Consider the following 21413-nt stretch of genomic DNA (forward strand, 5'->3'; position numbering starts at 1 on the left):
TACACACCAAACAAATCGGTGAGGATTTTTAGAAGTTGGCGAGAACAAACAATTACTTATAGCCATTGTTGTGCGTTCGTATTTTTGTTCGTTGTAAAAGTTCTATTGCTTCATTTCTACTCTAATGAGTCGTATTGGTTTAGTGCCACTTATATTCTCTACTGAGTGTGGTGCTTCTGGATTTTTATACATTGTCATTGGAAAAACAAGAGGTTCAGGTATTTGACGAGTATCCATAATTACATTCCCTTCTCCATCACGGTCAATAAAATCTCCTGCTTCCATTATGTAAAGAACACTCGGCCACTGATGGTGATGGATAGGTTCTAATTCTTTTGGTGCAACGGTTACTTCCAAAACTCTTACTTTGTCATTTTCCAATAAAATTTTATGGTTATTTGGAGCAGACACAACTGCATCTTGGTCTTTAGGCCAATCCGATGGATTTCCAGTTTTGTACAAAAGCTTTTGGTTATCAGTTGTTTGTCCTAAAACAGAAATAGTTGAAAATGCAGTAAAGCAAATCACATAAATTAAAAATTTAAAAGTTGATTTCATATTTGGTCAGTTTTAGTTTAAGGTGCTTACTCTAATCGGTTTTCAGCTTACCCGTTTGTCTTTGTTATTGTCGTTCGAGATGTGTCTTGTCCTGAAAATATGGCTACAGGTTAAAAATTGATTTACGTTGTTAATTTATATGTCAACCGTGCTTATTTAGTTAACACCAGATGATTCATATTTTTTATTAATATGTCTTGTATCGTCATACATCGCACCATTGTCATCATAATAGGTTGGAGCTATGTAACTGTCCCGGATTCTATCTTTTGACCTGTTTTGATATCTACACCACGTATGATACCAATCTCCTTTCCATATAAAAAAGTCTCCATGCGCATAGTTTGTTTCCAGCCCATATCCTTTTGCTACAACTCCTTTAGTTTCATAAGGGCCATACAAATTTTTTGAAGTCGCAAAATAACCTGAACAGCTTAAATAATAGATTCCATTATGTTTGTGTAATGAATTCTTATCTGTATTTGGAAAGTGTACGGTTTTGTTTATGATTATATCTTTAGGTTTTTCATCTAGTTCAATCATTGATTCTTTAAGCCTTGCAATTTTATACCCCTTTTCACCGTATACAATGTATGGTGTTCCATCCTCATCGACAAATATTGTAGGGTCAAAAGAATCAACCAAGTAGCCACCTAATGCATCTATATATGGCCCTTCTGGTCTGTTTGCTACCATTACGCCTGTGCCTAATTTTCTATTTGAATAATACCAATAGTATTTTCCATTTCGTGATACTATGTCTCCTGCCCAGCAGTTGGTGTTACCTTCTCCCATTATATTATCCTTTGGGCTAATCGTTCCAACATGTTTCCAGTTTTGTAAATCAGTTGACATAAATATTCTCCAATCAGGCATTACCCAATCGGAAATTCCATAACCTACGTCATGTCCAGTAAACACATAACAAGTGTCATTAACAACTAACATATGAGGGTCTGCCATTCCAGGGACATTAATCAATGGATTTTTTATATTCTTTATAGGATATTTATCTAAATCCTGAGCTGATATGCTGGATAACCCAATAATAAAATAAAAAATTAAACTGTACTTAAAAATTTTAATCATCCTTTTGATTATTTAGTTATCAAATCATACGTAGTTAACATCTTTGCATTGTTGGCAACTTTGGTGTAAATGAAAAGTTGCGAGTTTGTGTGCGAGGATTTTCTGAAGGAAAATTAACAACAATTAAACAAGCACTAACTTTTGATTTAGAAATAAACTTACTTATTTTTTTTATACTTTGTTGGCAGTAGTTATTTTTTATTCATTGGCTTTTAAAACTCTCAATATATTTCCGCCGAGAATTTTGGCTATATCTTTTTCGCTATACCCTTTTTCTAACAGTGCTTTTGTGATTAAAGGATATTTCGTAACATCGTTTAATTGTTTTGGTGGTAAAACCATTCCGTCAAAATCAGAACCTATTCCAACATAATCGATACCAACTAATTTAATGATATATTCAATATGGTCAATTAAAAGATTAAAAGGTGCCTTCAATTTTTCTGACTCTTGACGATATTTTGGATACATTAATTCCTCTGCGAGATATTGGTTAACACCCGAAAGTTTAAGAGAATCAATTTCAGATTTATGTTTTTCAAGAAATTCATCTTCTTTTTTTCCGACTGTTGAATCTAAAAATCCAGAACTAAAATTAATCTGAATAACTCCATCATTTTTTGCAATTGCTTTTATTTGGTTATCTTTCAGATTTCGATGATGAGGACAGATATTATAAACAGAACTATGAGAAGCAATAATCGGTTTTTTTGTATTAGTAATGACATCCCAAAAAGTTTGTTCTCCAACGTGAGAAACGTCTATAATAATTCCCAATTTGTTCATCCTGTTAATAATTTCTTTTCCAAATTGAGTAAGTCCTTTTTTTTCTTCTGAATTTAGCGCTCCATCTTTTTTTGTTTCATCAGATGCACTTGTTGCCCATTTTGTAGAATTATTCCAAGTAAGAGTTAAATATCGTACTCCACGATTGTAAATAGAATCTAATTTGTTTAAATCATCTTCAATTTGATGTCCTCCTTCCAAACCAATTAAAGCTGCTATTTTGTTTTGGCCAACTACTGAGAGTAATTCTTCCGTATTTGAAACCTTGACAATCTTTTTTGGATTCCTTTTAATTACAGCATCTAAACTGTCTATTTGTATATTAGCAAAATTGTAAGGGTTTATTTGATTACCATTACTCCAAACAGAAAAAAATTGAACATCTAATCCACCTTTTTTCATTCGGTCTAAATCGCTGTGAGTTTTCCCCTTTAAGTTATCGTCAATTACATAACCTTTTTCCATTGTTTGTAACAGAATATCGTTATGAGAATCAACGAAAATTGCCTTACTATGAATATCTTCAAAAGTATTGGATTCAGATTTATTATTAGTAGAGTTTTTACAGGAAATTAAAACGAAAATTAGTATTACTAAATATCTCATATTCTTAAATTCAGGATTTTGGTTTTAATTGAATTCTCCATCATCTACATCTTTAATAAATCTTATTACCGCTGGGAAAAAAGTTTCAGGGTCATCAAATTGAGACAGATGGCTTCCATTGGTGGTAATACTGCGACCATTTTGTGCTTGAGAGGCCATCCACTCCATATATTTCGGGTCCATAGTGTCATATTTAGCACCAAGCATTAAGGTTGGCACTTTAATTTCTTTTAGTCTTTTGTACACATCTCAATTCTTTAATGATGCATTACCTGTCATTCAAAATTCACTGTGCCCTTTCATAAAAATGTAAATATTACATGACTGTATTTATTTTGGTTAGTGTTTTATTTCATGAACCACAACGGTTAGCAAACTTGTAACGATCTATTATTAATCCCAAAATTGAGCAATTATTTTTATACATTGTTGTAGCCAGTTATTTTATTCAAATGCATAAATGTTAATTGGTTCGCAATCATGCTCATTTCCATAAATCATTACTGGTTTTTCAATATCAATTCCATCCAGTATTTTAATTCCAAGTTCGTCGAAAGCTTTATGTAATAATATATAAGTCTTAAATTTAAACGAATTGTTGAGTGCTTGATAAATGTCAGACTCAATAATGTAATCATTTATTTCAAATTTTTCTAAAACATTATTGAATGAAATTAAATCTTTCCAAGCTAAACTATAATCAATTTTTTCAATATTTATGTAGATTTCTTCAGTAGGATAAATTTCTAAATATTTTGGGCTTTTTAATATTGGATAGTTTCCTTTTCCGTAACCATATATTGACGCGATAGGTTGGAAGTCATATTCCAAAAAGATAACTTGATTTTTAATTCCTTTTTGTTCAGATTGGACTTTTAGTTTTATTTCTGAAAAAGCATTTATCAAATCAGATTTAAAGTTCGAGAGTATTTTGTTTTCATCCAAATTCAGTTTAAGCGCTTTTTGAAAAGACTCTTTTAATTCTTTATTTTCTTTAAGCTTATTTAATTCAATTGGTTCATCATCATCTAAATAGTTGTTAATTCCAATACTTAAATAATTCTGGTTAGTTTCATTAATATAATCCGTAATAATTTGTACAATCGTTGCTCCTTTTGTGCAGGAAAGAGATTGTTCTAAAAGTTCCTCTAAATTATGTAGAATCTCGTTTTTCATTAATTGGCTACAACGGTTCGTATATGAAAAGTTGCGTGCTTATGTGCGAGGATTTTCCGAAGGAAAATCAGATGCAAGCAAACAAGCACAAACTTTTGATTTAGGAATAAACTTACGCATTATTTTTATACAATGTTGGCAATAGTATTTTTTATTATTATTTCGTTCAGTTTTTGTTTGTCAGATTCCACTATTTCATTCAAGTCAAACGTAATTTTATTTCCGTTAGTTTTAGTTACTATTAATTTATTATCGTTCAGTTCAGTCTTTTTTATTTTTTCAAAACTCAATGATTTAGCAGAAAATGAGTTAATTCGGATTACAGCACCTTTTTTGTTCCATTGAATATAGTTTTTATACCAAAACATTTTGCTGAAATAGATAACTTGAAGAATAAATCCAACAGCACTTATTCTTTTATTCAACTTTGGGTTTTCAAATTCAAACAGTTCAAAAGCTCCAGCCAGAATAAATATCATAGATAGGATTAAAATTGCAATCTATACCAAATTTATCATATTGTCAAAGTGAATTTTCTTCATTTTTCCGCTAATGATTTAATTAGTTTGTAAGCGTATAAAATTCCGATTAAAGACATAATTCCGCAAATTAAATATTCCGATTTTGAATAATAACTTATTCCGCCTATTATACCGAATGCTGTCCACAATAGATTGGTCAGAATTTCAGTATTATTCAATTTGTTCGTTTTTTCGTTGTGTTCAGTCATATTATTGCCAACGTTGATGTGTATGAAAAGTTGCGTGTTTGTGAGCGAGGATTTTCCGAAGGAAAATCAGCAGCAAGCAAACAAAGCAACTGACATTGGTTTAGTATAAAACTAGCAATTTTTTATACACGGTGTTGCCATTTCGTTATTTTTTTTCTTACAATTTTTGGTCAGTCGTAAATCCTTTTTTTGTGTTTCGAAAATCAGTCCGACGCAACAGTTGCGCACTGCTTTGGTCAGTCAGATGTTTTTCATTTCTGCGAACTTCATCAGTTCTTAATTTGTTAGCAATTCTAAATTTTATCAAAATCCGATTTTAAAGAGAGATTGGTTTTTTAAAGAATATCCATTTCAATTGCATTTGCTTTCCTGATTGAGTTTCATATTCCGTTAATCTTGGTGAAAGTAAACCAGAAATGACAGCACTAATTAGTCCTTTAAATGCATTTTCTAAATTTTCAAAAGTGTAATGTAATATTGTCCAAATTATTAGGAAAACAACAAAAAATGATAAGTACCATATAATCTTAACTTTTGTTTTTTTATTCATAATTTTAGGTGTTTGAGGGTGTTCAGCAATGAATGCCAACGGTTCGTATATGAAAAGTTGCGTGGTTTAGCACTTAACTTTACAAGTACACACCAAACTGAAAATCCGCGAGGATTTTCAGAAGTAGGCGAGAACAAGCAATTACTTATAGCCATTGTTAGCCACTGGCTTTATTTTAATAATCTTGGACTAAAACTTCAGTTGGAATATGTAGATTAGTGTTAAGTTTTCTTATCATATCCAAAGTCAATTTTCTTTTTTTATTTAGGATTTCACTTACTCTGCTTTTAAAACCAACAACTTCTGCTAAATCTTTTTGATTCATTCCCATTTGTTCCATTCGGAATTTAATTGCCTCGATTGGGTCAGGCATTCCGATTGGGAAATTCTCATTTTCATAACGGTCAATCAGGATTGAAAGAATTTCCAATTCATCACCTTCTTCCGTTCCTTTTTTTGCATCAAAAATGTCCTCAAGTCTGTCGAGTGCTTTTTGATAGTCTTTTTCGTTTCTAATCGGTAATATTTTCATAATCAGATGTTATTTGCGTCAATTTTGTCATATTCTGCGTGAGTTCCGATAAACCTTATCCAACATATTCCGTATTCAAAGTTGAATTTTACAATCAAGCGATAATTATTACCTTTAATGTTGTAAACAATTCGATTGTCTTTTAAAATACTTGCACTTGGATATTCATTCTTTAAATCGTTAATGTTTTTCCATTCAGATTTTTCGGTTTCTCTATACCAAGATTTTAATTGTTGTTCGCAATCAGCGTGTTTTTCCCAAAAATCTCGTAAAGTTCGTTTCGCTATTACTCGCACATTATAATTGTTTGTCGCAAATATAACAAAAAAGTTACCAATATGGTAATTATTTCGCTATTTTCAGCTGTCTAGTCCTGAAATATGGCTACAGGTTAAAAATTGATTTACGCTGTTAATTTATATACCATATTTGGTGTTTTATAATCTAAAGATACATGTAATCTTATTTGGTTGTATAGATTAATAGCACTTTTTGTAGCTTTTTTCGCGTGTTGTACACTATCAAAGGTCTGGTCAAGATAAAACTCGTCTTTTAGGATGCCGTTTACACGTTCAGCAATAGCGTTTTCGTAGCAATGATTTTCTAGTGTCATACTAATTTTGATGTTGTTTCTCTTTAAATTTTGTGTGTATACATTGCTGCAATATTGTATGCCTCTATCTGAGTGATGTATGAGGTTTTCTATGTTTTTAGCTTGATATACTGCTTTTTTAAGCGCTCTTGTACAACCGCTAAGTTCAAGGCTATCGCTAAGGTCGTAACCTATGATTTTTCTAGAATACATATCCGTTATAAGCGCCAAGTAACAAAACCCTTTTATAGTTCTGATGTATGTAATATCAGATACCCAAACCTGATTAGGTCTATTAACAAGTACATCTTTGATGATGTTTTTATGTTTGTAAAACCTATGCAAAGAATTGGTAGTTCTGTAGCTGGGTTTCTTTCTGGTAATAAGCATATTGTGTTTTCTAAGAATGTTAAAAAGCGTGTCTCTGCCTACTTTAAGTTTGGCTTTATCAAACTCATTTTTCAAAGATATTTTGAGTTTACGTACGCCTTCTCTAGGTAAGGACCTGCGTTTTTGGTTTACAATTTGAATGATCTGTTGTTCAAGTTTTAAACGTTTGTCAGCTCTATATTTATACTTGTAGTATGCATCACGTTTAAGCCCGAAAGACTTACAAATAGTTGTTAAAGACGCAAATCCTTTAGCTTTGTCTTTAGTTTTATTTACCGCTCTATATTTAGCTTTTTTTTTAGTTCTGCAACCGATTTATAGCCAAGATCTTCGGCAGCCACTTCCAGGTATGAATCTTGAATCATGGCATCTAAGTCTTTCTTTAACAACAATTTTTTTAATTGTTCGATTTCCTTTTGAAGTTCTTTAATTCGTGTGATCTCGTCTTTTGTTTCCACTTTTACTCTGGTATTCATTAGGTCTTTACGATTGTACTTTCTAATCCATTCATTAATGGTAGTAGGAGCAATGCCATAAAGTTTTCCTAGTTGATATTTGTTTAGTTTTCCTGTTGTAAGTTCGTCCAGAATTTTCAGTTTGAAAGGTTCTGAATACCGTCTGATTACTTTATCATTTTTATACATAACGTTTAAAATTATGTAGCCTTTATTCAGGACGGGTCAAAATGACACACAACGTTTATGTGTAAGGAACGTTGCGTGTTTGAGTGCGAGGATTTTCCGAAGGAAAATCAGATGCTAGCAAACAAAGCAACGACCAAACGGTTTAACTAAAATAAGCAATGTTTTTTACACGGTGTTGGCAAACGTATTTTTAATCAAAGTAACCTTGAAATTTTATTGATTCTAAAATTCCATTTTCAAAATGAAAAGTAAATAATGAAGTTTGCTCTAAATTTCCAAGTATTACTAAATCCGATGTTATTTTTGTTTTCAGTTTATTTTCAAGAGTTGATTTTTGTATTCCAATTTTTAAGGACTTAGATAACACTATTTCAGGATTTTTAATAATTCCACCTATTATGTGTTCCCAAGTAGCAGACTTATAAAACTCCAATTCACTTTTGTCATAAGTCAGAGTTTTTATTGTATCAATAACAGTTTTGTCGTGATGATTTTGATAAGCTTTTGATGCTGTTTTAAACATCGAATTTTGAAGGGCAAATTTTTCTAATTCAGATTCTAAAGCAAATGCTAAACTATCATTTTCCACGAACTGTTCAGTCGCAATTTTATTTTCTACTTTTAATTCAGTTGTTGGTTTTTGTTCAGGAATTTCCATTTTTTGGGTTTCCTTTTGTTTGCAGGAAACCAAGAATATTAAAATTCCGATTGAAGTTAAAAAGTGTCTTTTCATATGTTTGCCAACGTGTTTGTGTAAGGAACGTTGCGAGTTTGAGTGCGAGGATTTTCCGAAGGAAAATCAGAAGCAAGCAAACAAAGCAACGACCAAACGGCTGAACTAAAATAAGCAATGTTTTTTACACGGTGTTGGGTTTTAGTGCTTTTTTTGTCAGATAAATAGCTTTTAAATCATTTGTTTTTTCATTCAAATGTGAAATCCGCAAATTGGCTAAAGTCCGACGTTTTATATGTATTTTTTTTCCGCAAACTTGCTCAAATTAAGGTTTGTTCCGATTTCCGATTCCGCAATTTGGTCAAATTCCGTGCATTAATTCAGTCAGAGTTTGAGTAAGTAATTCCGCAAAATTTTGAAATTCAGCAGTCCATTTTTTCTGATTTATCTAAGTTAAAATTCAAAAAAAAATCCGAAAATCAAACCAGGCTTTTGTCATATACGCAAACTTGCTCTCGCATTAAACCCAACGGTCTCGGCTATGAGTAGTTGCGTGGGTTAGCACTTAACTTTACAAGTACACACCAAGTTGGAAATTCCGTAGGAATTTCCAAAGTAGGCGAGAACAAGCTATTACTTATAGCCATTGTTGGCAACTGGCTTTTATTTTGTCCGTTTTATTTTTGGAGGATTTTGTCGTGTATCAAAAACGTCAGCTATTTTTATAAATCCGTTTTCTTGGTCAACAGAATAAATCAATTTATAATTTTTGAATACTAAATATCGATAATGAATTTCTCTTTGTTTTAGTAATTCTTCTTCTTGTCCAATTAAGGGAGTTTTTATTAACTTTTTTGGCTCATTGATAATCCCTTTCACAAGTTTTTTAGCTATTCTCGTACTGGCTTCCTTTTTATAATATTCGTAGATTTCGTCAAGTTGAGTTTCAGCAAATTCAGACCAAATAATTTCCAATGTCATTATTCATATTTTGCTAAGAGTTCAGAACTGCTTTTAAATCGATTGTTTAGGAAATCAGATTCCGACTTGTCAATTCTTTTATCCAGTTCCTCTTGAGTCATAGGTTCAAATATTCGCTCATTTGAAGCGTTTTTTTCTTTTCTCAAAATTTTTTCTAGACGTGAAACCGCTTCTTCGCTTTGAAGTTTTAAAAATTCTTGTACAAATTCTATTTTTCGAGCTTCTAAATTCATTTTATTTAGCTTTTTATCAAAGATACAAAATTATCAATTTAAACATCAGTTTTTCTTTTATTGACGAATTTCACTGCTTGTTGCCAACGGTCTTGTGTATGAAAAGTTGCGAGTTTACGGGCGAGGATTTTCCGAAGGAAAATCAGAAGCAAGTAAACGAGCAACTAACTTTGATTAAGCTAAAACTAGCAATTTTTTATACACGGTGTTGTAGTGCGTTATTTATTCTTTCATTAATTATCTTACTTATTTCTTTAGCTTTATCAACTATCATTAAATGCTCTCCTTTTTCAATTAGAATTGTGTTTTTTCCTTTTGGTGGAAGTAGTTTGTCTTTTGTTCCGCCAATTTTAATTAAATTTCCTATTCTTAATTGATTTTCCCAGTTCATTAATTCTCTAATTGCCCATTTCGTGAAATTCAAATCTGTATCAGCTAAAATTGAGTTCAATAATTCCTTATTTTCCGTTCCGAACATAAAATGAGCAATTACTTTAGGTGGATTCAATAATTTTTCGGGAATTAATTCAATAAGTTTGGATTTTCCAGCAAATTTGATAATTCCGCTTAATTCAGTTCTTGTTTCTACAGACGAAATTAAAATAGTGAATTTAGGTTTTGTCAATTTGCTGATTTCAGTTGCAATTAAACCTCCAAAACTTACTCCTAAAATTCCAAAACTCTCTTCATTTCCAATTCCGTATTCTTCAATTAGTCGTTTTGAATATTCAATAATTGGCTCTTTAGTTTTCGGTTTTATCCATTCTACAGGAATTAATTCGTGTTCAAGTGTTAAATATTTGAACACTCTTTTGTCAGCTCCAAGTCCACTAATTCCAAATATTTTCATTGAATTCTAAAGTTCGTTTTTAATGCACTACGGTCTTGTGTATGAAAAGTTGCGTGTTTGTGCGCGAGGATTTTCCGTAGGAAAATCAGCAGCAAGCAAGCAAAGCAACTGACATTGGTTTAGTATAAAACTAGCAATTTTTTATACACGGTGTTGTAAGTAGTTTTTTATTTTTTGTCGTTTTTATTTTCTTTAACAGAGTCTTTTGTTAGTGCGTTATAAATATATTCAGGTGTCTTTTTCTTTAGTTTAGACATTTCCTTTTCGATGTGTTTAGATAAAAATTCTTTTTCCTTTTCGTTCAAATTTTCTAGAATTCCAACTCGACCATAAAAACTTATGTTTTCGTCTTCTTTATGTACAAGAACTATTAAAGGATATCCGTTTTGAGCTTCAAACATTTCCAAGTTATTCTCAATTCCCGTTTTCGGATTTGGTCGGTCTAAAAAATAGGTGAAACTCACATTTTTTTCTGTTGAACTATCGAAAGGGTCACTTGTCGGATTCGCATAATTAATAATTCCTTGAACTTCGTAAAAGTCCGATTCATTAAAGTCCGAATATTTCTTTTCTGATTTACAGGAAATAAGTCCGAAACTCAATGAAATTAATATGGTTAGCGTTTTTCTCAAATTACTTACAACGGTTTTGTGTATGATTAGTGGCGTGTTTTAGCACCTAATTTAGCAAATAAACACCAGATAGAAAATCCGCGAGGATTTTCGTAAGTAGGCGAGAACCAGCCATTAATTATACACGGTGTTGCCAGTAGTATTTTATTCAACTGTTTTTTCTATTAGTTTTAATTCTCCGTTTTCAACTTTCCAATGTTCGTAATATTCTTTATCCTCTGAATTATGTCCAATAATAAATCGTTCGGTCAATTTTGGAATTCCGTTTGTCAGTTCATAAATATCTCGTCCGTGTTCGCAACAACCGTTTCTCCAAGTCGAATTAATTTGTTTTTTTTTGTAATCAAATTCAGGTGAAGTTATTTCTCCGTAATCTTTGTTTTCTTCAAAGAGTTCATTTGTCGGATTGTAAATCCAAAATAGAAAAGGAACATTCGGTCCAGCAGGAAGTAATTCCATTAGCCTAAAATCCGTTTTTCCGTCAAAATTCATATCCTCAATTACGAAAAGTTGGTCGTTTGGAAATGTTTTGCTGAAATAGTTTTCGCTCGGTTTTATAGTTTGCTTTAAGATTCCATTTTTCAGAACCTCAATTTTAGTTATTTCACAGTCAGTTTCTCCGCATTTTTTTGTCAGACAAAATTCAAATTCCGCAGATGAAAACTTTATTATTTCTTGTGAATAAAGTTCAAATGAAAACAGTATTATTAATATTAGCAGAGTTTTTCTCATATTACTGGCAACGGTTGGGCTATGAGTAGTTGCGTGGTTTAGCACTTAACTTTACAAGTACACACCAAACTGAAAATCCGCAAGGATTTTCAGAAGTAGGCGAGAACAAGCAATTACTTATAGCCATTGTTGGGTGTAGTTATTTTTTATTCAGAGATTTTAAAAATTCATCTGCCGTCATAACAGGTAATAGCGATTCCTTAAAATCTTTTCCGTTTCTAGTTATTATAATTTCACAATCTGATTCGGTTGCACTGAAATACTGTAAAGCGTCTTCAAAATCCTTTATAGCAGAATTAAGCCCTTTTTCAATCGTGTGTTCATCTAGTGTGCATATTTCACAAATGATTTTAAATTTACGAAGTTTTTCTCTCGCAATTTTTTCATTTTCAAATTTGGCAATAAAATAGTTTACCGTTGCGAATGAAATAGGAGAAACAACCATTATTAATTTTTCTTTTTCTGCTAATGTTGCAATTTTCGCAATTGGTTCATAATAAGGTTTTCGTTCTCCTAAAAAGTCCAACATAATATTGGTGTCGATAAAAATTCTTTTAGTCATTTATACTTCTCAATTAAAAAATCAGAATATTCCTTTTTAAGGTCTAAATCCGTCGGTATTTCAGTTCCAGTTGAAATACTTTTTACAAACGGTGAAATTTGAAATTCAGAAGTATCATTATCGGTAGTCAAAGATTGTAGATATGCTTCAACAATTCGAGATAGACTCATTTTTCTATCAGAGGCATATTCCTTTGCTTTCTCAATAATTCTTTGATTAAGTTTTAAAGTCAACTTTGTGTCCATAATAATTATTTTATACGTACAAATTTAAAAAAATAATCCGTATAATTTTAATTTTCTATGATTTTTTATTGATGAGTCTAATTACACCCAACGGTTCGTATATGAAAAGTTGCGTGTTTGTGTGCGAGGATTTTCCGAAGGAAAATCAGCAGCAAGCAAACAAAGCAACTGTCATCGGATTAATAAAAAACAAGCAATTTTTTATATACACTGTTGGCATTAGTTTTTTTTGTCAGCTTTTTTAGTCAATTCGGTTTTATAATAGTCAAAATTTGACGTTATAATATCCATTGTTATATTAAAAATAATTCCACAAAAACAAACACAATTTATTAAAATGAATAATTTATTAAACTCTAAGAAAATAAAAGAATATATAATTGCAAAAACATACAAAACATACTTAAAACTAAAGGAAAGGTATTTTTTTATATACGAAATAGCTTTCTTTTTATCTGGCATTGTTGGTTCAATATATTTCCTAGAAAGTACGTTTAACGCTAAAATTATTATTCCGACAATTAGTTTTGAAATTATGTTATCCATTGTCTTTTTATTTTTTGTTTATTTTTCAATAGCTTATAATCTAATTGATATTTTAAATAGAATTTATAAACGGTATTTTGGAAATTAATGCCAACGGGATTGTATATGAAACGTAGGGCAGGGGAAGCGCGATTTCCTATCGGCCTCGCACAAGCCGGACCTTTTGCATTTTGGGACTACCCTTTCTTTTCAGTCGCCAAATCAAAAGGTTCGGCGACCCCGCGGACACGCAATAGCCAATGATCCTGATACTTACTCGCCCTATGTTTTATATACGTTGTTGGCATTAGTACTTTTATCAGTCCACAAAGGTTTCTTTTATTACCTCCTTGCATTTTTTAATTTCTGATTTTTCCAGACTTTCAAAAACTCGAATGACTCTGGTTTTGTCAACTGTCCGAATTTGGTCGATCGCGATCATTCCTTTTTTCCCGTTGTGTTTTACCGAAACCCTTGTCGGGTATCTTTTCAGGGTCGTTGTCATTGGTGCGAGTACAATGGTGTTTAAATATTTATTCATTTCATTTGGCGAAACGATTACACAAGGTCTTGTCTTTTTTATTTCACTTCCCGTTGTTGGGTCAAGATTTACAAGAACGATAGAATATTGTTTCAAATCCATTCCTCAAGGTTTTCGTCATCGAACACGTCGTTCATCAGCAATTTGTCGTCTCCATTTTCACTCATCTTTTTAAATTCCTTTTCCCAATTTTTTCTCGGCGATGAGATAGGTTTAAGAATTATTTGTCCTTTTTCCAGTATAAGTTCAACCTTATCCTTAATGTTATATTTTTCCAAAATGGTCTTGCTTAAACGAAGTCCTTTCGAATTTCCAATTTTGATTATTGATGTTTCCATAATTTCTTAAATGTTATTACAAAGTAAATACATTTTAACGGGATATCAAAATTTGGTCCGTATTAATGCCAACGGTTTGGGCTATGGTTTCGTTGCGGAAAAATCCGCAGGATTCTTTCCGCCGTAGCCGAAAGATAGCAAACTTGCGTTGAATTCCGATAAGGAATTCAACCGCAATGAATTATAGCCATTGTTAGCGGTAGTGTTTTCTTTATTTCTTATCCAAATTCTATTTCTTTTCCTTTTACGTGCTCGAAAAATATTCCGTTATCATAAACCAAATTTCCGTTCACAAAGGTCTGTTTGATTTCCGTTTGAAAAGTCGTTCCTTCCAATGGTGACCAACCACATTTATAAAGTAAATTATCTTTAGTTACTGTCCATTTCCTATTCAAGTCAACCAATGTCAAGTCGGCATAATATCCTTCTCTTATAAACCCTCTTTTGGTCATCTTGTAAAGAATCGCTGGATTATGACACATCTTCTCAATTATTTTCTCTAATGAAATGAGGTTTTGTTTGTAAAATTCCAACATACAATTCAAAGAATGTTGAACCATTGGTGCTCCTGACATTGACTGAAAGTAAGGTTGCTCTTTTTCTTCCAATGTATGTGGTGCGTGGTCTGTTGTAACAATATCAATTCTGTCATCAACTAGAGCGGTCAACAAGCCCTGTTTGTCTTGTTCGGTTTTAATGGCAGGATTCCATTTAATCAGCATTCCCAATCGGTCATAATCTTTGTTAGTAAACCATAGGTGGTGAACAGAAACTTCTGTCGTGATTTTTTTCTCTGTTAAGGGAATATCATTTTGAAACAAGTGTGTTTCAGCTTCTGTGGTCAAGTGCAAAATATGTAATCGAGCATTGTGTTTTTTAGCCAATTCAATTGCTCTCTTGGTTGCTTCATAACATCCTTCGCTGCTTCTAATAACTGGGTGATATTGAGCTGGTATGTTCTCTCCAAACTTTTCTTTATAAATCCTTTCGTTTTCTTCTACAATTACTTCCTTTTCTGAATGAATGGCAATTATTGACTTGCAGTTAGCAAACAGTTTTTCCATTGTCTCTGGATTGTCGGCAAGTAGATTTCCTTTTTTTGTAAAGTACAAGCCGTCATCAGAAACACCAATAAATTGGCTTGTGTCGGTCTTAATTACTTCATCAATGTTTTCTCCGTTGACACCAAGAAAAAACGAGTAATTCGCTAAAGACTTTTTGGAAGCGATTTCAAACTTTTCTCTTAGGCTCTCTACAGTTAATATATTTGGGACTGTATTTGGCATATCAATAAAGGAAGTCACACCGCCTGCAATCGCGGCTTTACTTTCGGTATATAAATCTCCTTTGTGCGTGAGTCCTGGGTCTCTGAAATGCACTTGTCCGTCAATGATTCCTGGGAACAAGTGTTTTCCTGTTCCATCAATTACTTTTTGGTTCGGGTCAGGTTCAATATTTCCAATTTTTTGAATCAGTCCATCTGACAAAAGAACATCTGAAATAAATGATTTTCCTTCATTCACAATGGTTGTATTCTTTATTAAAATGCTATCGTTCATTGTTTAATTAATGGTCTTTATGTCGAGTGGTTTTACATTACCGCTAACGGTTTCGTATAACCGTCAGTTACGGGTTAATATGCGTTAATTTTCGGTTTAGCACTGGCGTTAGCAATTCCGAGTGGATTCGGACGTAGTCGAATCCGCCGTAATTGCGGTTATACATTGTTAGCAAACGTATTTTATAAAACAAATTCTAATACTATCAATTTTCTAACAAGTTCGTCATTTAAGTCAGCTTCTGCTAATATTAATTCACAAATTTGATCTTTATTGAAAATATTTTTTCGGTCAGAAAATCGTTCAAAAAATCCGCCAAATTTTCTAATATAATCAGTTGCTTGTCTATATTTTCCGTTATAATAATTCACATACCTCAAGTTCATTACATTATTTATTAATGAATCTCTGTCAGTAGTAGAGTCAATTTTCACGTAATGACGCTCATATTCGTAAACTATTTTATCTGGACTACTATACATTAAATCTTTTTTTCTCAATTTAATATATGGTCTGTCAACATCAAGGAATATTAAAGAATCTTCTTCTACTTTGTCGAATGTACTGTTCGGTAAAATCCAAACAGAATCTGGATGGAAGTACATTTCCTTTTTTAATTCACTTGCCTCAAATATTTCAGTAATTTTTTTGGGTAATGGTGGCCAGTTTTCAAGGTTTCCATTTTTATAATCGGTCAGGAATTTTTTATAAGATTCATTTAGTTCAGAATCAGGGTATTGTTTTTTCAGGAAGTCATTTTCAAAATCGTTCACAAGGAAAGTTAGAGTTTGGCTGTTCTTTTTTCCCAAAACTTTTTCAAATTCAGCTATTTTACTCTCATTAGAACAACTGAAAGTCATAAGTGCAATTATGATAAGATTGATGAATTTCATTATTCAGTCATATGTTTGCTAACGTTTATGTATAAGGAAAGTTGCGTGTTTGTGTGCGAGGATTTTCCGAAGGAAAATCAGAAGCTGGCAAACGAGCAACTAACTTTGGTTTAGCTAAAACTAGCAATTTTTTTTATACGGTGTTAGGGCACGTTTTTTAATTTTTTGTGGATATTCCTAACAATTCTAATTTATTATTCAAGTCTTTTCCCCTTAAATTGGTAGCAATAATTTTACCTGTTGGGTCAATTAGATATGTAGTTGGCCAAGAGTTAACATTATAACCTTTAGTAATTGTCGATGTCTCTGCCTCATTAATAGTTGGCCAATTAATTTCCTTTTCCTTAACAAATTTTTTAATATCAGTTTTCCCCCTAATGTCGGCAATTCCAATAAATTCTATTTCACTCCTGTTAAATTTATTGTAAGCTTCGTTTATGTTTGGAAACTCTATGATGCAAGGGGGACATGCAGAGCTCCAGAAGTCAACATATACATATTTTCCTCTGTATTTTTCTAAAGAAATGTTCATGTCATCTAGTACATTAATGCCACTAAAATTTGGGGCAATCATTCCAACTTGGGCTGCAATTGGTGTTTTTTTATTATCTGAATCATTAGTGCTTATGGTTAGTTTTACTTTATCATTGTGTTGTGAAACTGGAGAATATTGTATGTAAAAACCATTTGCATTGAAATATTGATAAGGGTTTATCATATCTTTTCGGTCAAGATTGCTAAAATAAGGTCGGTCTTTTACTAGATAGATAGCGTTATTAAGACTGAATGATTCGGAAATTATTAAGTAAGTTTCGTTCCCTAATTCGACTTTACCATATCTAAATTGCGGAAAACTAAACATTAAATCTTTTCTATTATAATCGTTTCCGACTCTGATTAATTGCTTGTCATTTTTTATTGAGTTTCCATCAAAATATTCGATATCAACAGATTGAGAGTTTTCAATTATGTCATCATGTTTTCTTAAATCGAACAATAAAGGTTTCAATTCGTCATCCGAGTAGTCATTGTTATTATTGGTATCGACTATATACACAATTCTGTTGTCCGCTGTCAAACCTGATACTATTGAAATTGTGTTTTTCACAGTTTTATCTGTTAAATGAATTGTGTCAGAAAGTTTTCTTTTTCTTTCTTCAGCTTTTTTAAGAAAGAATTCTTTACTGTAAATACCCTGCTTGTAATTTTGGTAGTAGAATTGTAGGTCATTTAAAATAATAAGATATTCTTTTATATTGGTCAAAGAATCGGGAAGATTTTTCATTACTGGGTATCCTTTTAACTCTTCCTCACTGTATAAATCTCTTGAACCTATGCCAATGCTAAAATTGCCAGAAGGACCAAACCCATGTACAACTTTATCAAGTGCTACTATTTTCGAAATCGTTTTTGTGGTATCTATTACTATATTATTATTTTTAAATTCAGGGTTATTTCCAATTCTTTGAGAGTGAATAAGAATAGTAGTTAATAAAGTAACAGCCAATAATATTTTATTTTTCATTTATTTCGTGATTTGGTTTAATGTGCCCTAACGGTCTCGTATAACCGTCAGTTACGGGTTAATATGCGTTAATTTTCGGTTTGGTACAGACTTTAGCAATTCCGAGTGGATTCGGACGTAGTCGAATCCGCCGTAATTGCGGTTATACATTGTTGTGCCCAGTTTTTTTATTTCCAAAATTCCCACCATTTTTTAGGTTCAGAATTATTATATGAATCCGCATAGCCATTATAATTCAAAACCGTTTTAGCGTGGATAGCAACCAAGTCATATTTATGGTCAACAAATTTTTCAATCCGTTTATTTATTCTTGGACTGTTGAACTTTATTAAGTCCATAAAAATACAGCCTTGAACAGCATAAATGAATTCCAATTTTTCAAATGCTTCAAAAGCTATTTTTTCCATTTCGGAATCTCCCTTTTTGAGGTCATTTATTAGCGCAGCCCAAGTAATTTTTTCAAAATGAGAATCTTTTTTCTCAAGCCGTTTTTTCAGAACTGGCAGAGCATTTTCGGATTCCATTCCGACCAATGTTTGTCCAATCAATAGGTCATCTTTTTCTTCTAGTTCCTCAATTAGTCTTTTTTCAACTGCTAAAAACTCCTCTTTGTTCAGTCCAGCAATGATTTTATCATTTGTAAATCCTTCTCTTTCCTCGCGAGTTGGCGGTGGAATAATTTCCTTAATTAATTTTTCAATATCTCTCATTCGCGAAATTGGGCACAACGGTCTTGTGTATGGAAAGTTGCGTGCTTGTGAGCGAGGATTTTCCGAAGGAAAATCAGATGCAAGCAAGCAAAGCAACTGACATTGGTTTAGTATAAAACTAGCAATTTTTTATACACGGTGTTGTGTTTTCGTTATTTTTTTCTCACAGTTTTTTGTCAGTCGTCAAATTTTTTTTATCCGTTTCGTTAATCAGTCCGACGTAATGTTTGCGTAATGCTTTGGTCAGTAATAGGTTTTTTTGAGTTTTTTTATCCGAAAATATGCTAAAAATCCGCAGCGTTTTTTTTGGGTTTGAAGGCACTATTTTTTTGTTTTTCGTTCTTAAATCTCAAAAAAAAATTCGAAAATTAAACCAGGCTTTTTTTTGGTGGGTTTGTTGGATAATGAAACACAACGGTCTTGTGTATGGAAAGTTGCGTGCTTGTGTGCGAGGATTTTCCGCAGGAAAATCAGATGCAAGCAAGCAAAGCAACTGACATTGGTTTAGTATAAAACTAGCAATTTTTTATACACGGTGTTGTGTTTTCGTTATTTTTTTCTTACAGTTTTTTGTCAGTCGTCAATTTTTTTTTATCCGTTTCGCTATTCAGTCCGACGTAATGTTTGCGTAGTGCTTTGGTCAGTGAGATATTTATCGGTTTTTTATTCCGAAAACAAGCTAAAAGTCCGAAGCATTTTTTTTCAGATTTGAAGGAACTATTTTTTTGTTTTTCGTTCTTAAATCACAAAAAAAAATTCGAAAAACAAACTAGGCTTTTTTCTGTTTTGGGAACGTTGGGTAATGAAACACAATGTTAAAGAATATGAGTAGTGCCGAGCGTAGGGGTGTCAACCTGCGGAGATATAGCGAAGTAAAGCCTCTGCGAAAGCACGTAACGGGAATGTCTTTTGAGGCATTGCTTATATTTATTTTTGTAAAATCGTAGGGGTATAACCACAAATAAACTAAAACTTAAAAATTATGACTAAAAAAACAGGTAAAACCGAACGATTAAATATATCTGGTGTTAGCGGTAGTTATTTTGATAACGTATTAATTAAGTTAAAAAGAAGATATAGAAAAGATGAAACCATTGCAGCTCTGTCTAAAAAATTAAGTGAGGTTGAAATTGAATTGGGTAAGTCTATTGCTTATATTCATGAATTAGAAGATGAAAAGTTAAAAAAATCTTTTAAAAACGGTGGTTTAGAATGGTATTCAAAATACTCAAAAATAAAAGAAAAATTTGACCATTTACAGGCTTTGATTAAAGAAGATTCTGTAATTGCAGAACTTAAAAAAGAAAACAAAAATTTACACATAGAATTAAGGAAATTAAAACGCAAACAAGGAGAATAATTACCTCTAACGGACACTATCCCGTAAAGTGTGTAAGTTAAAAATCGAGGGTTTAACTTTTTTAAAGTTGAACCCTTTTTTCAAATATAGTTAAAAACTGGTTTAAAATAATGCCCCAGTTCCTAATAGGCATCGACCATTTTTTGGTAGCCTCTCTAAGGGCTAAAAAAGTGGACTTCATAACAGCTTCATCTGTTGGGAATGAGAGCTTGTTTTTAGTGTATTTTCTGATTTTTCCATTAAGGTTTTCAATAAGGTTCGTAGTGTAAATGATTTTTCTAATTTCTAAAGGAAATTCATAGAAAGCGGTAAGTTCTTCCCAGTTATCTCTCCAGCTTTTAATAGCGTAAGAGTACTTGTGTTCCCATTTCTGAGCAAAGTCTTCTAGGGCGGCTTTTGCTGCACTTTTGGTGGGTGCATCGTAGATGCTTTTCATGTCCTTTGTAAATTCTTTCTTGTCTTTCCAAACAACATACCGACAAGCATTACGAATCTGGTGTACCACGCAGATTTGGGTTTTAGATTCAGGAAAAACGTTTTTAATGGTGTCGGTAAAACCGTTAAGATTATCTGTGGCCGTGATAAGCAAATCCTGAACGCCTCTGGCTTTCATATCGGTTAGTACACTCATCCAAAAGGCTGCCGATTCATTCTTCCCCAACCAAAGCCCTAAGACTTCCTTTTTACCATCTCTACGCAGTCCTACGGCGATGTACATGGTTTTGTTAATGACTTTGGAGTTCTCCCGAACCTTAAATACGATGCCATCCATCCAAGTAATTAAATATACGGGCTCCAGAGGTCTGTTTTGCCAAGCAACAATATCATTGGTAACTTTATCTGTGATACGTGATATGGTAGATGTGGATACATCAAAATCGTAAACTTCTCGGATTTGCTCTTCAATATCAGAATTACTCATACCCTTGGCATAAAGGCTGATAATGACGTTTTCTATGCCATCAACCATGTTAGTGCGTTTAGGAACCAGCATAGGGTTAAAAGAAGCGTCCCGGTCTCTGGGAACTTTAATATTAGTCTCTCCTAAAGCTGTTTTTATCTTTTTAGACCCATAGCCGTTACGGGTATTGCTATTATCGGATTGCTGATGCTTCTCATAGTCTAAATGAGCATCAAGTTCCCCTTCTAGCATCTTTTCAATACCTCGCTTTTGAATGGATTTTAGAAAGGAGGTCAGTTCGTCTCCTGTTTTAAACTGTTTTAAAAAATCGTCGTTTAGAAAATCTTCTTTCTTCATAAGTGTGTAAATTTTAAAATTAAACAAAAAAATATCGAGGGTTGCAACCCTCGATATTTTTAACTTTACACACTTTGTGAGATACTACCCTCTAACGGTTACGTATAAGAATAGTAGCGGATTTTATGCACCTTATTTTCGGC

The 21413-nt window shown here is 32.4% G+C and carries 28 protein-coding genes; 1 reads left to right on the forward strand and 27 read right to left on the reverse strand.

Features of this window, described 5'->3' with window-relative positions:
- Positions 1 to 102 precede the first annotated feature (102 nt).
- From AW14_RS14440 to AW14_RS06580, 26 genes are all read right to left on the reverse strand, one after another.
- Complete coding sequence (locus AW14_RS14440) at positions 103 to 558, reverse strand: hypothetical protein (protein ID WP_052647440.1); 456 nt, start codon at positions 556 to 558, stop codon at positions 103 to 105.
- 156 nt (positions 559 to 714) lie between these two features.
- A complete protein-coding gene (locus AW14_RS06455) occupies positions 715 to 1647 on the reverse strand; it encodes a family 43 glycosylhydrolase (protein ID WP_052647441.1) in 933 nt (310 codons plus the stop codon).
- A gap of 198 nt (positions 1648 to 1845) precedes the next feature.
- Entirely contained in the window at positions 1846 to 3039 is a 1194-nt protein-coding gene (locus tag AW14_RS06460; RefSeq protein ID WP_052647442.1) for a dipeptidase, read from the reverse strand.
- 24 nt (positions 3040 to 3063) lie between these two features.
- On the reverse strand, positions 3064 to 3285 hold the full coding sequence (locus tag AW14_RS06465; RefSeq protein ID WP_044638073.1) for an alpha/beta hydrolase family protein: 222 nt from the start codon (positions 3283 to 3285) through the stop codon (positions 3064 to 3066).
- A 198-nt stretch (positions 3286 to 3483) separates the two neighbouring features.
- On the reverse strand, positions 3484 to 4215 hold the full coding sequence (locus AW14_RS06470; protein WP_044638074.1) for a calponin homology domain-containing protein: 732 nt from the start codon (positions 4213 to 4215) through the stop codon (positions 3484 to 3486).
- A 125-nt stretch (positions 4216 to 4340) separates the two neighbouring features.
- A complete protein-coding gene (locus AW14_RS06475) occupies positions 4341 to 4694 on the reverse strand; it encodes a hypothetical protein (RefSeq protein WP_245617626.1) in 354 nt (117 codons plus the stop codon).
- Between the two features lie 567 nt (positions 4695 to 5261).
- Positions 5262 to 5495 carry a hypothetical protein gene (locus tag AW14_RS06485; protein WP_044639523.1) on the reverse strand — a complete coding sequence of 78 codons (234 nt, stop codon included), beginning with the start codon at positions 5493 to 5495 and terminating at the stop codon, positions 5262 to 5264.
- A 175-nt stretch (positions 5496 to 5670) separates the two neighbouring features.
- Positions 5671 to 6027 (reverse strand): helix-turn-helix domain-containing protein, encoded by a 357-nt coding sequence (locus tag AW14_RS06490; protein WP_044638076.1) that lies wholly within the window; start codon positions 6025 to 6027, stop codon positions 5671 to 5673.
- A 2-nt stretch (positions 6028 to 6029) separates the two neighbouring features.
- The gene (locus tag AW14_RS06495) at positions 6030 to 6323 is read right to left on the reverse strand and encodes a type II toxin-antitoxin system HigB family toxin (RefSeq protein ID WP_044638077.1); all 294 of its coding nucleotides are present in this window, start codon (positions 6321 to 6323) and stop codon (positions 6030 to 6032) included.
- Positions 6324 to 6430: 107 nt separating this feature from the next.
- Positions 6431 to 7324: an IS3 family transposase gene (locus AW14_RS06500; protein WP_052647443.1), complete on the reverse strand. Its 894-nt coding sequence runs from the start codon at positions 7322 to 7324 to the stop codon at positions 6431 to 6433.
- Positions 7282 to 7653, reverse strand: coding sequence for a transposase (locus AW14_RS06505; RefSeq protein ID WP_044638079.1), 372 nt, complete (start codon positions 7651 to 7653; stop codon positions 7282 to 7284). Before AW14_RS06505 ends, AW14_RS06500 begins: the two co-directional genes overlap by 43 nt.
- 190 nt (positions 7654 to 7843) lie before the next feature.
- Positions 7844 to 8386: a hypothetical protein gene (locus AW14_RS06510; protein WP_154662125.1), complete on the reverse strand. Its 543-nt coding sequence runs from the start codon at positions 8384 to 8386 to the stop codon at positions 7844 to 7846.
- A gap of 603 nt (positions 8387 to 8989) precedes the next feature.
- Positions 8990 to 9307 (reverse strand): type II toxin-antitoxin system RelE/ParE family toxin, encoded by a 318-nt coding sequence (locus AW14_RS06515; RefSeq protein WP_052647444.1) that lies wholly within the window; start codon positions 9305 to 9307, stop codon positions 8990 to 8992.
- Positions 9307 to 9540: a hypothetical protein gene (locus AW14_RS06520; RefSeq protein ID WP_044638081.1), complete on the reverse strand. Its 234-nt coding sequence runs from the start codon at positions 9538 to 9540 to the stop codon at positions 9307 to 9309. The genes AW14_RS06515 and AW14_RS06520 overlap by 1 nt, the downstream gene beginning before the upstream one ends.
- 196 nt (positions 9541 to 9736) lie before the next feature.
- Positions 9737 to 10390, reverse strand: a complete 654-nt coding sequence (locus tag AW14_RS06525; protein WP_044638082.1) for an alpha/beta hydrolase — start codon at positions 10388 to 10390, stop codon at positions 9737 to 9739.
- A gap of 167 nt (positions 10391 to 10557) precedes the next feature.
- The gene (locus tag AW14_RS06530; RefSeq protein ID WP_154662126.1) at positions 10558 to 11022 is read right to left on the reverse strand and encodes a hypothetical protein; all 465 of its coding nucleotides are present in this window, start codon (positions 11020 to 11022) and stop codon (positions 10558 to 10560) included.
- A 144-nt stretch (positions 11023 to 11166) separates the two neighbouring features.
- Positions 11167 to 11799, reverse strand: coding sequence for an XAC2610-related protein (locus tag AW14_RS06535; RefSeq protein ID WP_245617627.1), 633 nt, complete (start codon positions 11797 to 11799; stop codon positions 11167 to 11169).
- Between the two features lie 94 nt (positions 11800 to 11893).
- A complete protein-coding gene (locus tag AW14_RS06540; protein WP_044638085.1) occupies positions 11894 to 12316 on the reverse strand; it encodes a type II toxin-antitoxin system VapC family toxin in 423 nt (140 codons plus the stop codon).
- Positions 12313 to 12561: a DUF6364 family protein gene (locus AW14_RS06545; RefSeq protein WP_044638086.1), complete on the reverse strand. Its 249-nt coding sequence runs from the start codon at positions 12559 to 12561 to the stop codon at positions 12313 to 12315. The genes AW14_RS06540 and AW14_RS06545 overlap by 4 nt, the downstream gene beginning before the upstream one ends.
- A gap of 219 nt (positions 12562 to 12780) precedes the next feature.
- A complete protein-coding gene (locus AW14_RS14825) occupies positions 12781 to 13107 on the reverse strand; it encodes a hypothetical protein (protein WP_154662127.1) in 327 nt (108 codons plus the stop codon).
- A gap of 298 nt (positions 13108 to 13405) precedes the next feature.
- The gene (locus tag AW14_RS06555) at positions 13406 to 13729 is read right to left on the reverse strand and encodes a type II toxin-antitoxin system PemK/MazF family toxin (RefSeq protein ID WP_044638088.1); all 324 of its coding nucleotides are present in this window, start codon (positions 13727 to 13729) and stop codon (positions 13406 to 13408) included.
- Positions 13720 to 13965, reverse strand: a complete 246-nt coding sequence (locus tag AW14_RS06560) for an AbrB/MazE/SpoVT family DNA-binding domain-containing protein (RefSeq protein ID WP_044638089.1) — start codon at positions 13963 to 13965, stop codon at positions 13720 to 13722. Before AW14_RS06560 ends, AW14_RS06555 begins: the two co-directional genes overlap by 10 nt.
- 218 nt (positions 13966 to 14183) lie before the next feature.
- Positions 14184 to 15524: a dihydroorotase gene (locus tag AW14_RS06565; protein ID WP_044638090.1), complete on the reverse strand. Its 1341-nt coding sequence runs from the start codon at positions 15522 to 15524 to the stop codon at positions 14184 to 14186.
- A gap of 182 nt (positions 15525 to 15706) precedes the next feature.
- Complete coding sequence (locus tag AW14_RS06570) at positions 15707 to 16417, reverse strand: hypothetical protein (RefSeq protein ID WP_044638091.1); 711 nt, start codon at positions 16415 to 16417, stop codon at positions 15707 to 15709.
- Between the two features lie 157 nt (positions 16418 to 16574).
- Entirely contained in the window at positions 16575 to 17942 is a 1368-nt protein-coding gene (locus tag AW14_RS14445; RefSeq protein ID WP_052647445.1) for a TlpA disulfide reductase family protein, read from the reverse strand.
- A gap of 167 nt (positions 17943 to 18109) precedes the next feature.
- Positions 18110 to 18652 (reverse strand): hypothetical protein, encoded by a 543-nt coding sequence (locus tag AW14_RS06580; protein WP_044638092.1) that lies wholly within the window; start codon positions 18650 to 18652, stop codon positions 18110 to 18112.
- 982 nt (positions 18653 to 19634) lie between these two features.
- On the opposite strand from AW14_RS06580, the gene AW14_RS06590 reads away from it, so the two are divergent.
- A complete protein-coding gene (locus AW14_RS06590; protein ID WP_044638094.1) occupies positions 19635 to 20012 on the forward strand; it encodes a hypothetical protein in 378 nt (125 codons plus the stop codon).
- Between the two features lie 61 nt (positions 20013 to 20073).
- Here AW14_RS06590 and AW14_RS06595 read toward each other — a convergent pair whose 3' ends face one another.
- Positions 20074 to 21270: an IS256 family transposase gene (locus AW14_RS06595; protein WP_044637031.1), complete on the reverse strand. Its 1197-nt coding sequence runs from the start codon at positions 21268 to 21270 to the stop codon at positions 20074 to 20076.
- Between the last annotated feature and the right edge of the window lie 143 nt (positions 21271 to 21413).

This window comes from Siansivirga zeaxanthinifaciens CC-SAMT-1 (assembly GCF_000941055.1).
GTDB lineage: Bacteria > Bacteroidota > Bacteroidia > Flavobacteriales > Flavobacteriaceae > Siansivirga > Siansivirga zeaxanthinifaciens.

Bases quoted from the DNA above. Each gene is read 5' to 3' on its own strand.
- AW14_RS06565 (WP_044638090.1), bottom strand. From the start codon at position 15,524: ATGAACGATAGCATTTTAATAAAGAATACAACCATTGTGAATGAAGGA.
- AW14_RS06590 (WP_044638094.1), top strand. From the start codon at position 19,635: ATGACTAAAAAAACAGGTAAAACCGAACGATTAAATATATCTGGTGTT.
- AW14_RS06460 (WP_052647442.1), bottom strand. From the start codon at position 3,039: ATGAGATATTTAGTAATACTAATTTTCGTTTTAATTTCCTGTAAAAAC.
- AW14_RS14440 (WP_052647440.1), bottom strand. From the start codon at position 558: ATGAAATCAACTTTTAAATTTTTAATTTATGTGATTTGCTTTACTGCA.
- AW14_RS06490 (WP_044638076.1), bottom strand. From the start codon at position 6,027: ATGAAAATATTACCGATTAGAAACGAAAAAGACTATCAAAAAGCACTC.
- AW14_RS06570 (WP_044638091.1), bottom strand. From the start codon at position 16,417: ATGAAATTCATCAATCTTATCATAATTGCACTTATGACTTTCAGTTGT.
- AW14_RS06560 (WP_044638089.1), bottom strand. From the start codon at position 13,965: ATGGAAACATCAATAATCAAAATTGGAAATTCGAAAGGACTTCGTTTA.
- AW14_RS06545 (WP_044638086.1), bottom strand. From the start codon at position 12,561: ATGGACACAAAGTTGACTTTAAAACTTAATCAAAGAATTATTGAGAAA.
- AW14_RS06520 (WP_044638081.1), bottom strand. From the start codon at position 9,540: ATGAATTTAGAAGCTCGAAAAATAGAATTTGTACAAGAATTTTTAAAA.
- AW14_RS06555 (WP_044638088.1), bottom strand. From the start codon at position 13,729: ATGGATTTGAAACAATATTCTATCGTTCTTGTAAATCTTGACCCAACA.
- AW14_RS06505 (WP_044638079.1), bottom strand. From the start codon at position 7,653: ATGTATAAAAATGATAAAGTAATCAGACGGTATTCAGAACCTTTCAAA.
- AW14_RS06540 (WP_044638085.1), bottom strand. From the start codon at position 12,316: ATGACTAAAAGAATTTTTATCGACACCAATATTATGTTGGACTTTTTA.
- AW14_RS06510 (WP_154662125.1), bottom strand. From the start codon at position 8,386: ATGAAAAGACACTTTTTAACTTCAATCGGAATTTTAATATTCTTGGTT.
- AW14_RS06525 (WP_044638082.1), bottom strand. From the start codon at position 10,390: ATGAAAATATTTGGAATTAGTGGACTTGGAGCTGACAAAAGAGTGTTC.
- AW14_RS06595 (WP_044637031.1), bottom strand. From the start codon at position 21,270: ATGAAGAAAGAAGATTTTCTAAACGACGATTTTTTAAAACAGTTTAAA.
- AW14_RS14445 (WP_052647445.1), bottom strand. From the start codon at position 17,942: ATGAAAAATAAAATATTATTGGCTGTTACTTTATTAACTACTATTCTT.
- AW14_RS06475 (WP_245617626.1), bottom strand. From the start codon at position 4,694: ATGATATTTATTCTGGCTGGAGCTTTTGAACTGTTTGAATTTGAAAAC.
- AW14_RS06485 (WP_044639523.1), bottom strand. From the start codon at position 5,495: ATGAATAAAAAAACAAAAGTTAAGATTATATGGTACTTATCATTTTTT.
- AW14_RS06455 (WP_052647441.1), bottom strand. From the start codon at position 1,647: ATGATTAAAATTTTTAAGTACAGTTTAATTTTTTATTTTATTATTGGG.
- AW14_RS06515 (WP_052647444.1), bottom strand. From the start codon at position 9,307: ATGACATTGGAAATTATTTGGTCTGAATTTGCTGAAACTCAACTTGAC.
- AW14_RS14825 (WP_154662127.1), bottom strand. From the start codon at position 13,107: ATGGATAACATAATTTCAAAACTAATTGTCGGAATAATAATTTTAGCG.
- AW14_RS06470 (WP_044638074.1), bottom strand. From the start codon at position 4,215: ATGAAAAACGAGATTCTACATAATTTAGAGGAACTTTTAGAACAATCT.
- AW14_RS06580 (WP_044638092.1), bottom strand. From the start codon at position 18,652: ATGAGAGATATTGAAAAATTAATTAAGGAAATTATTCCACCGCCAACT.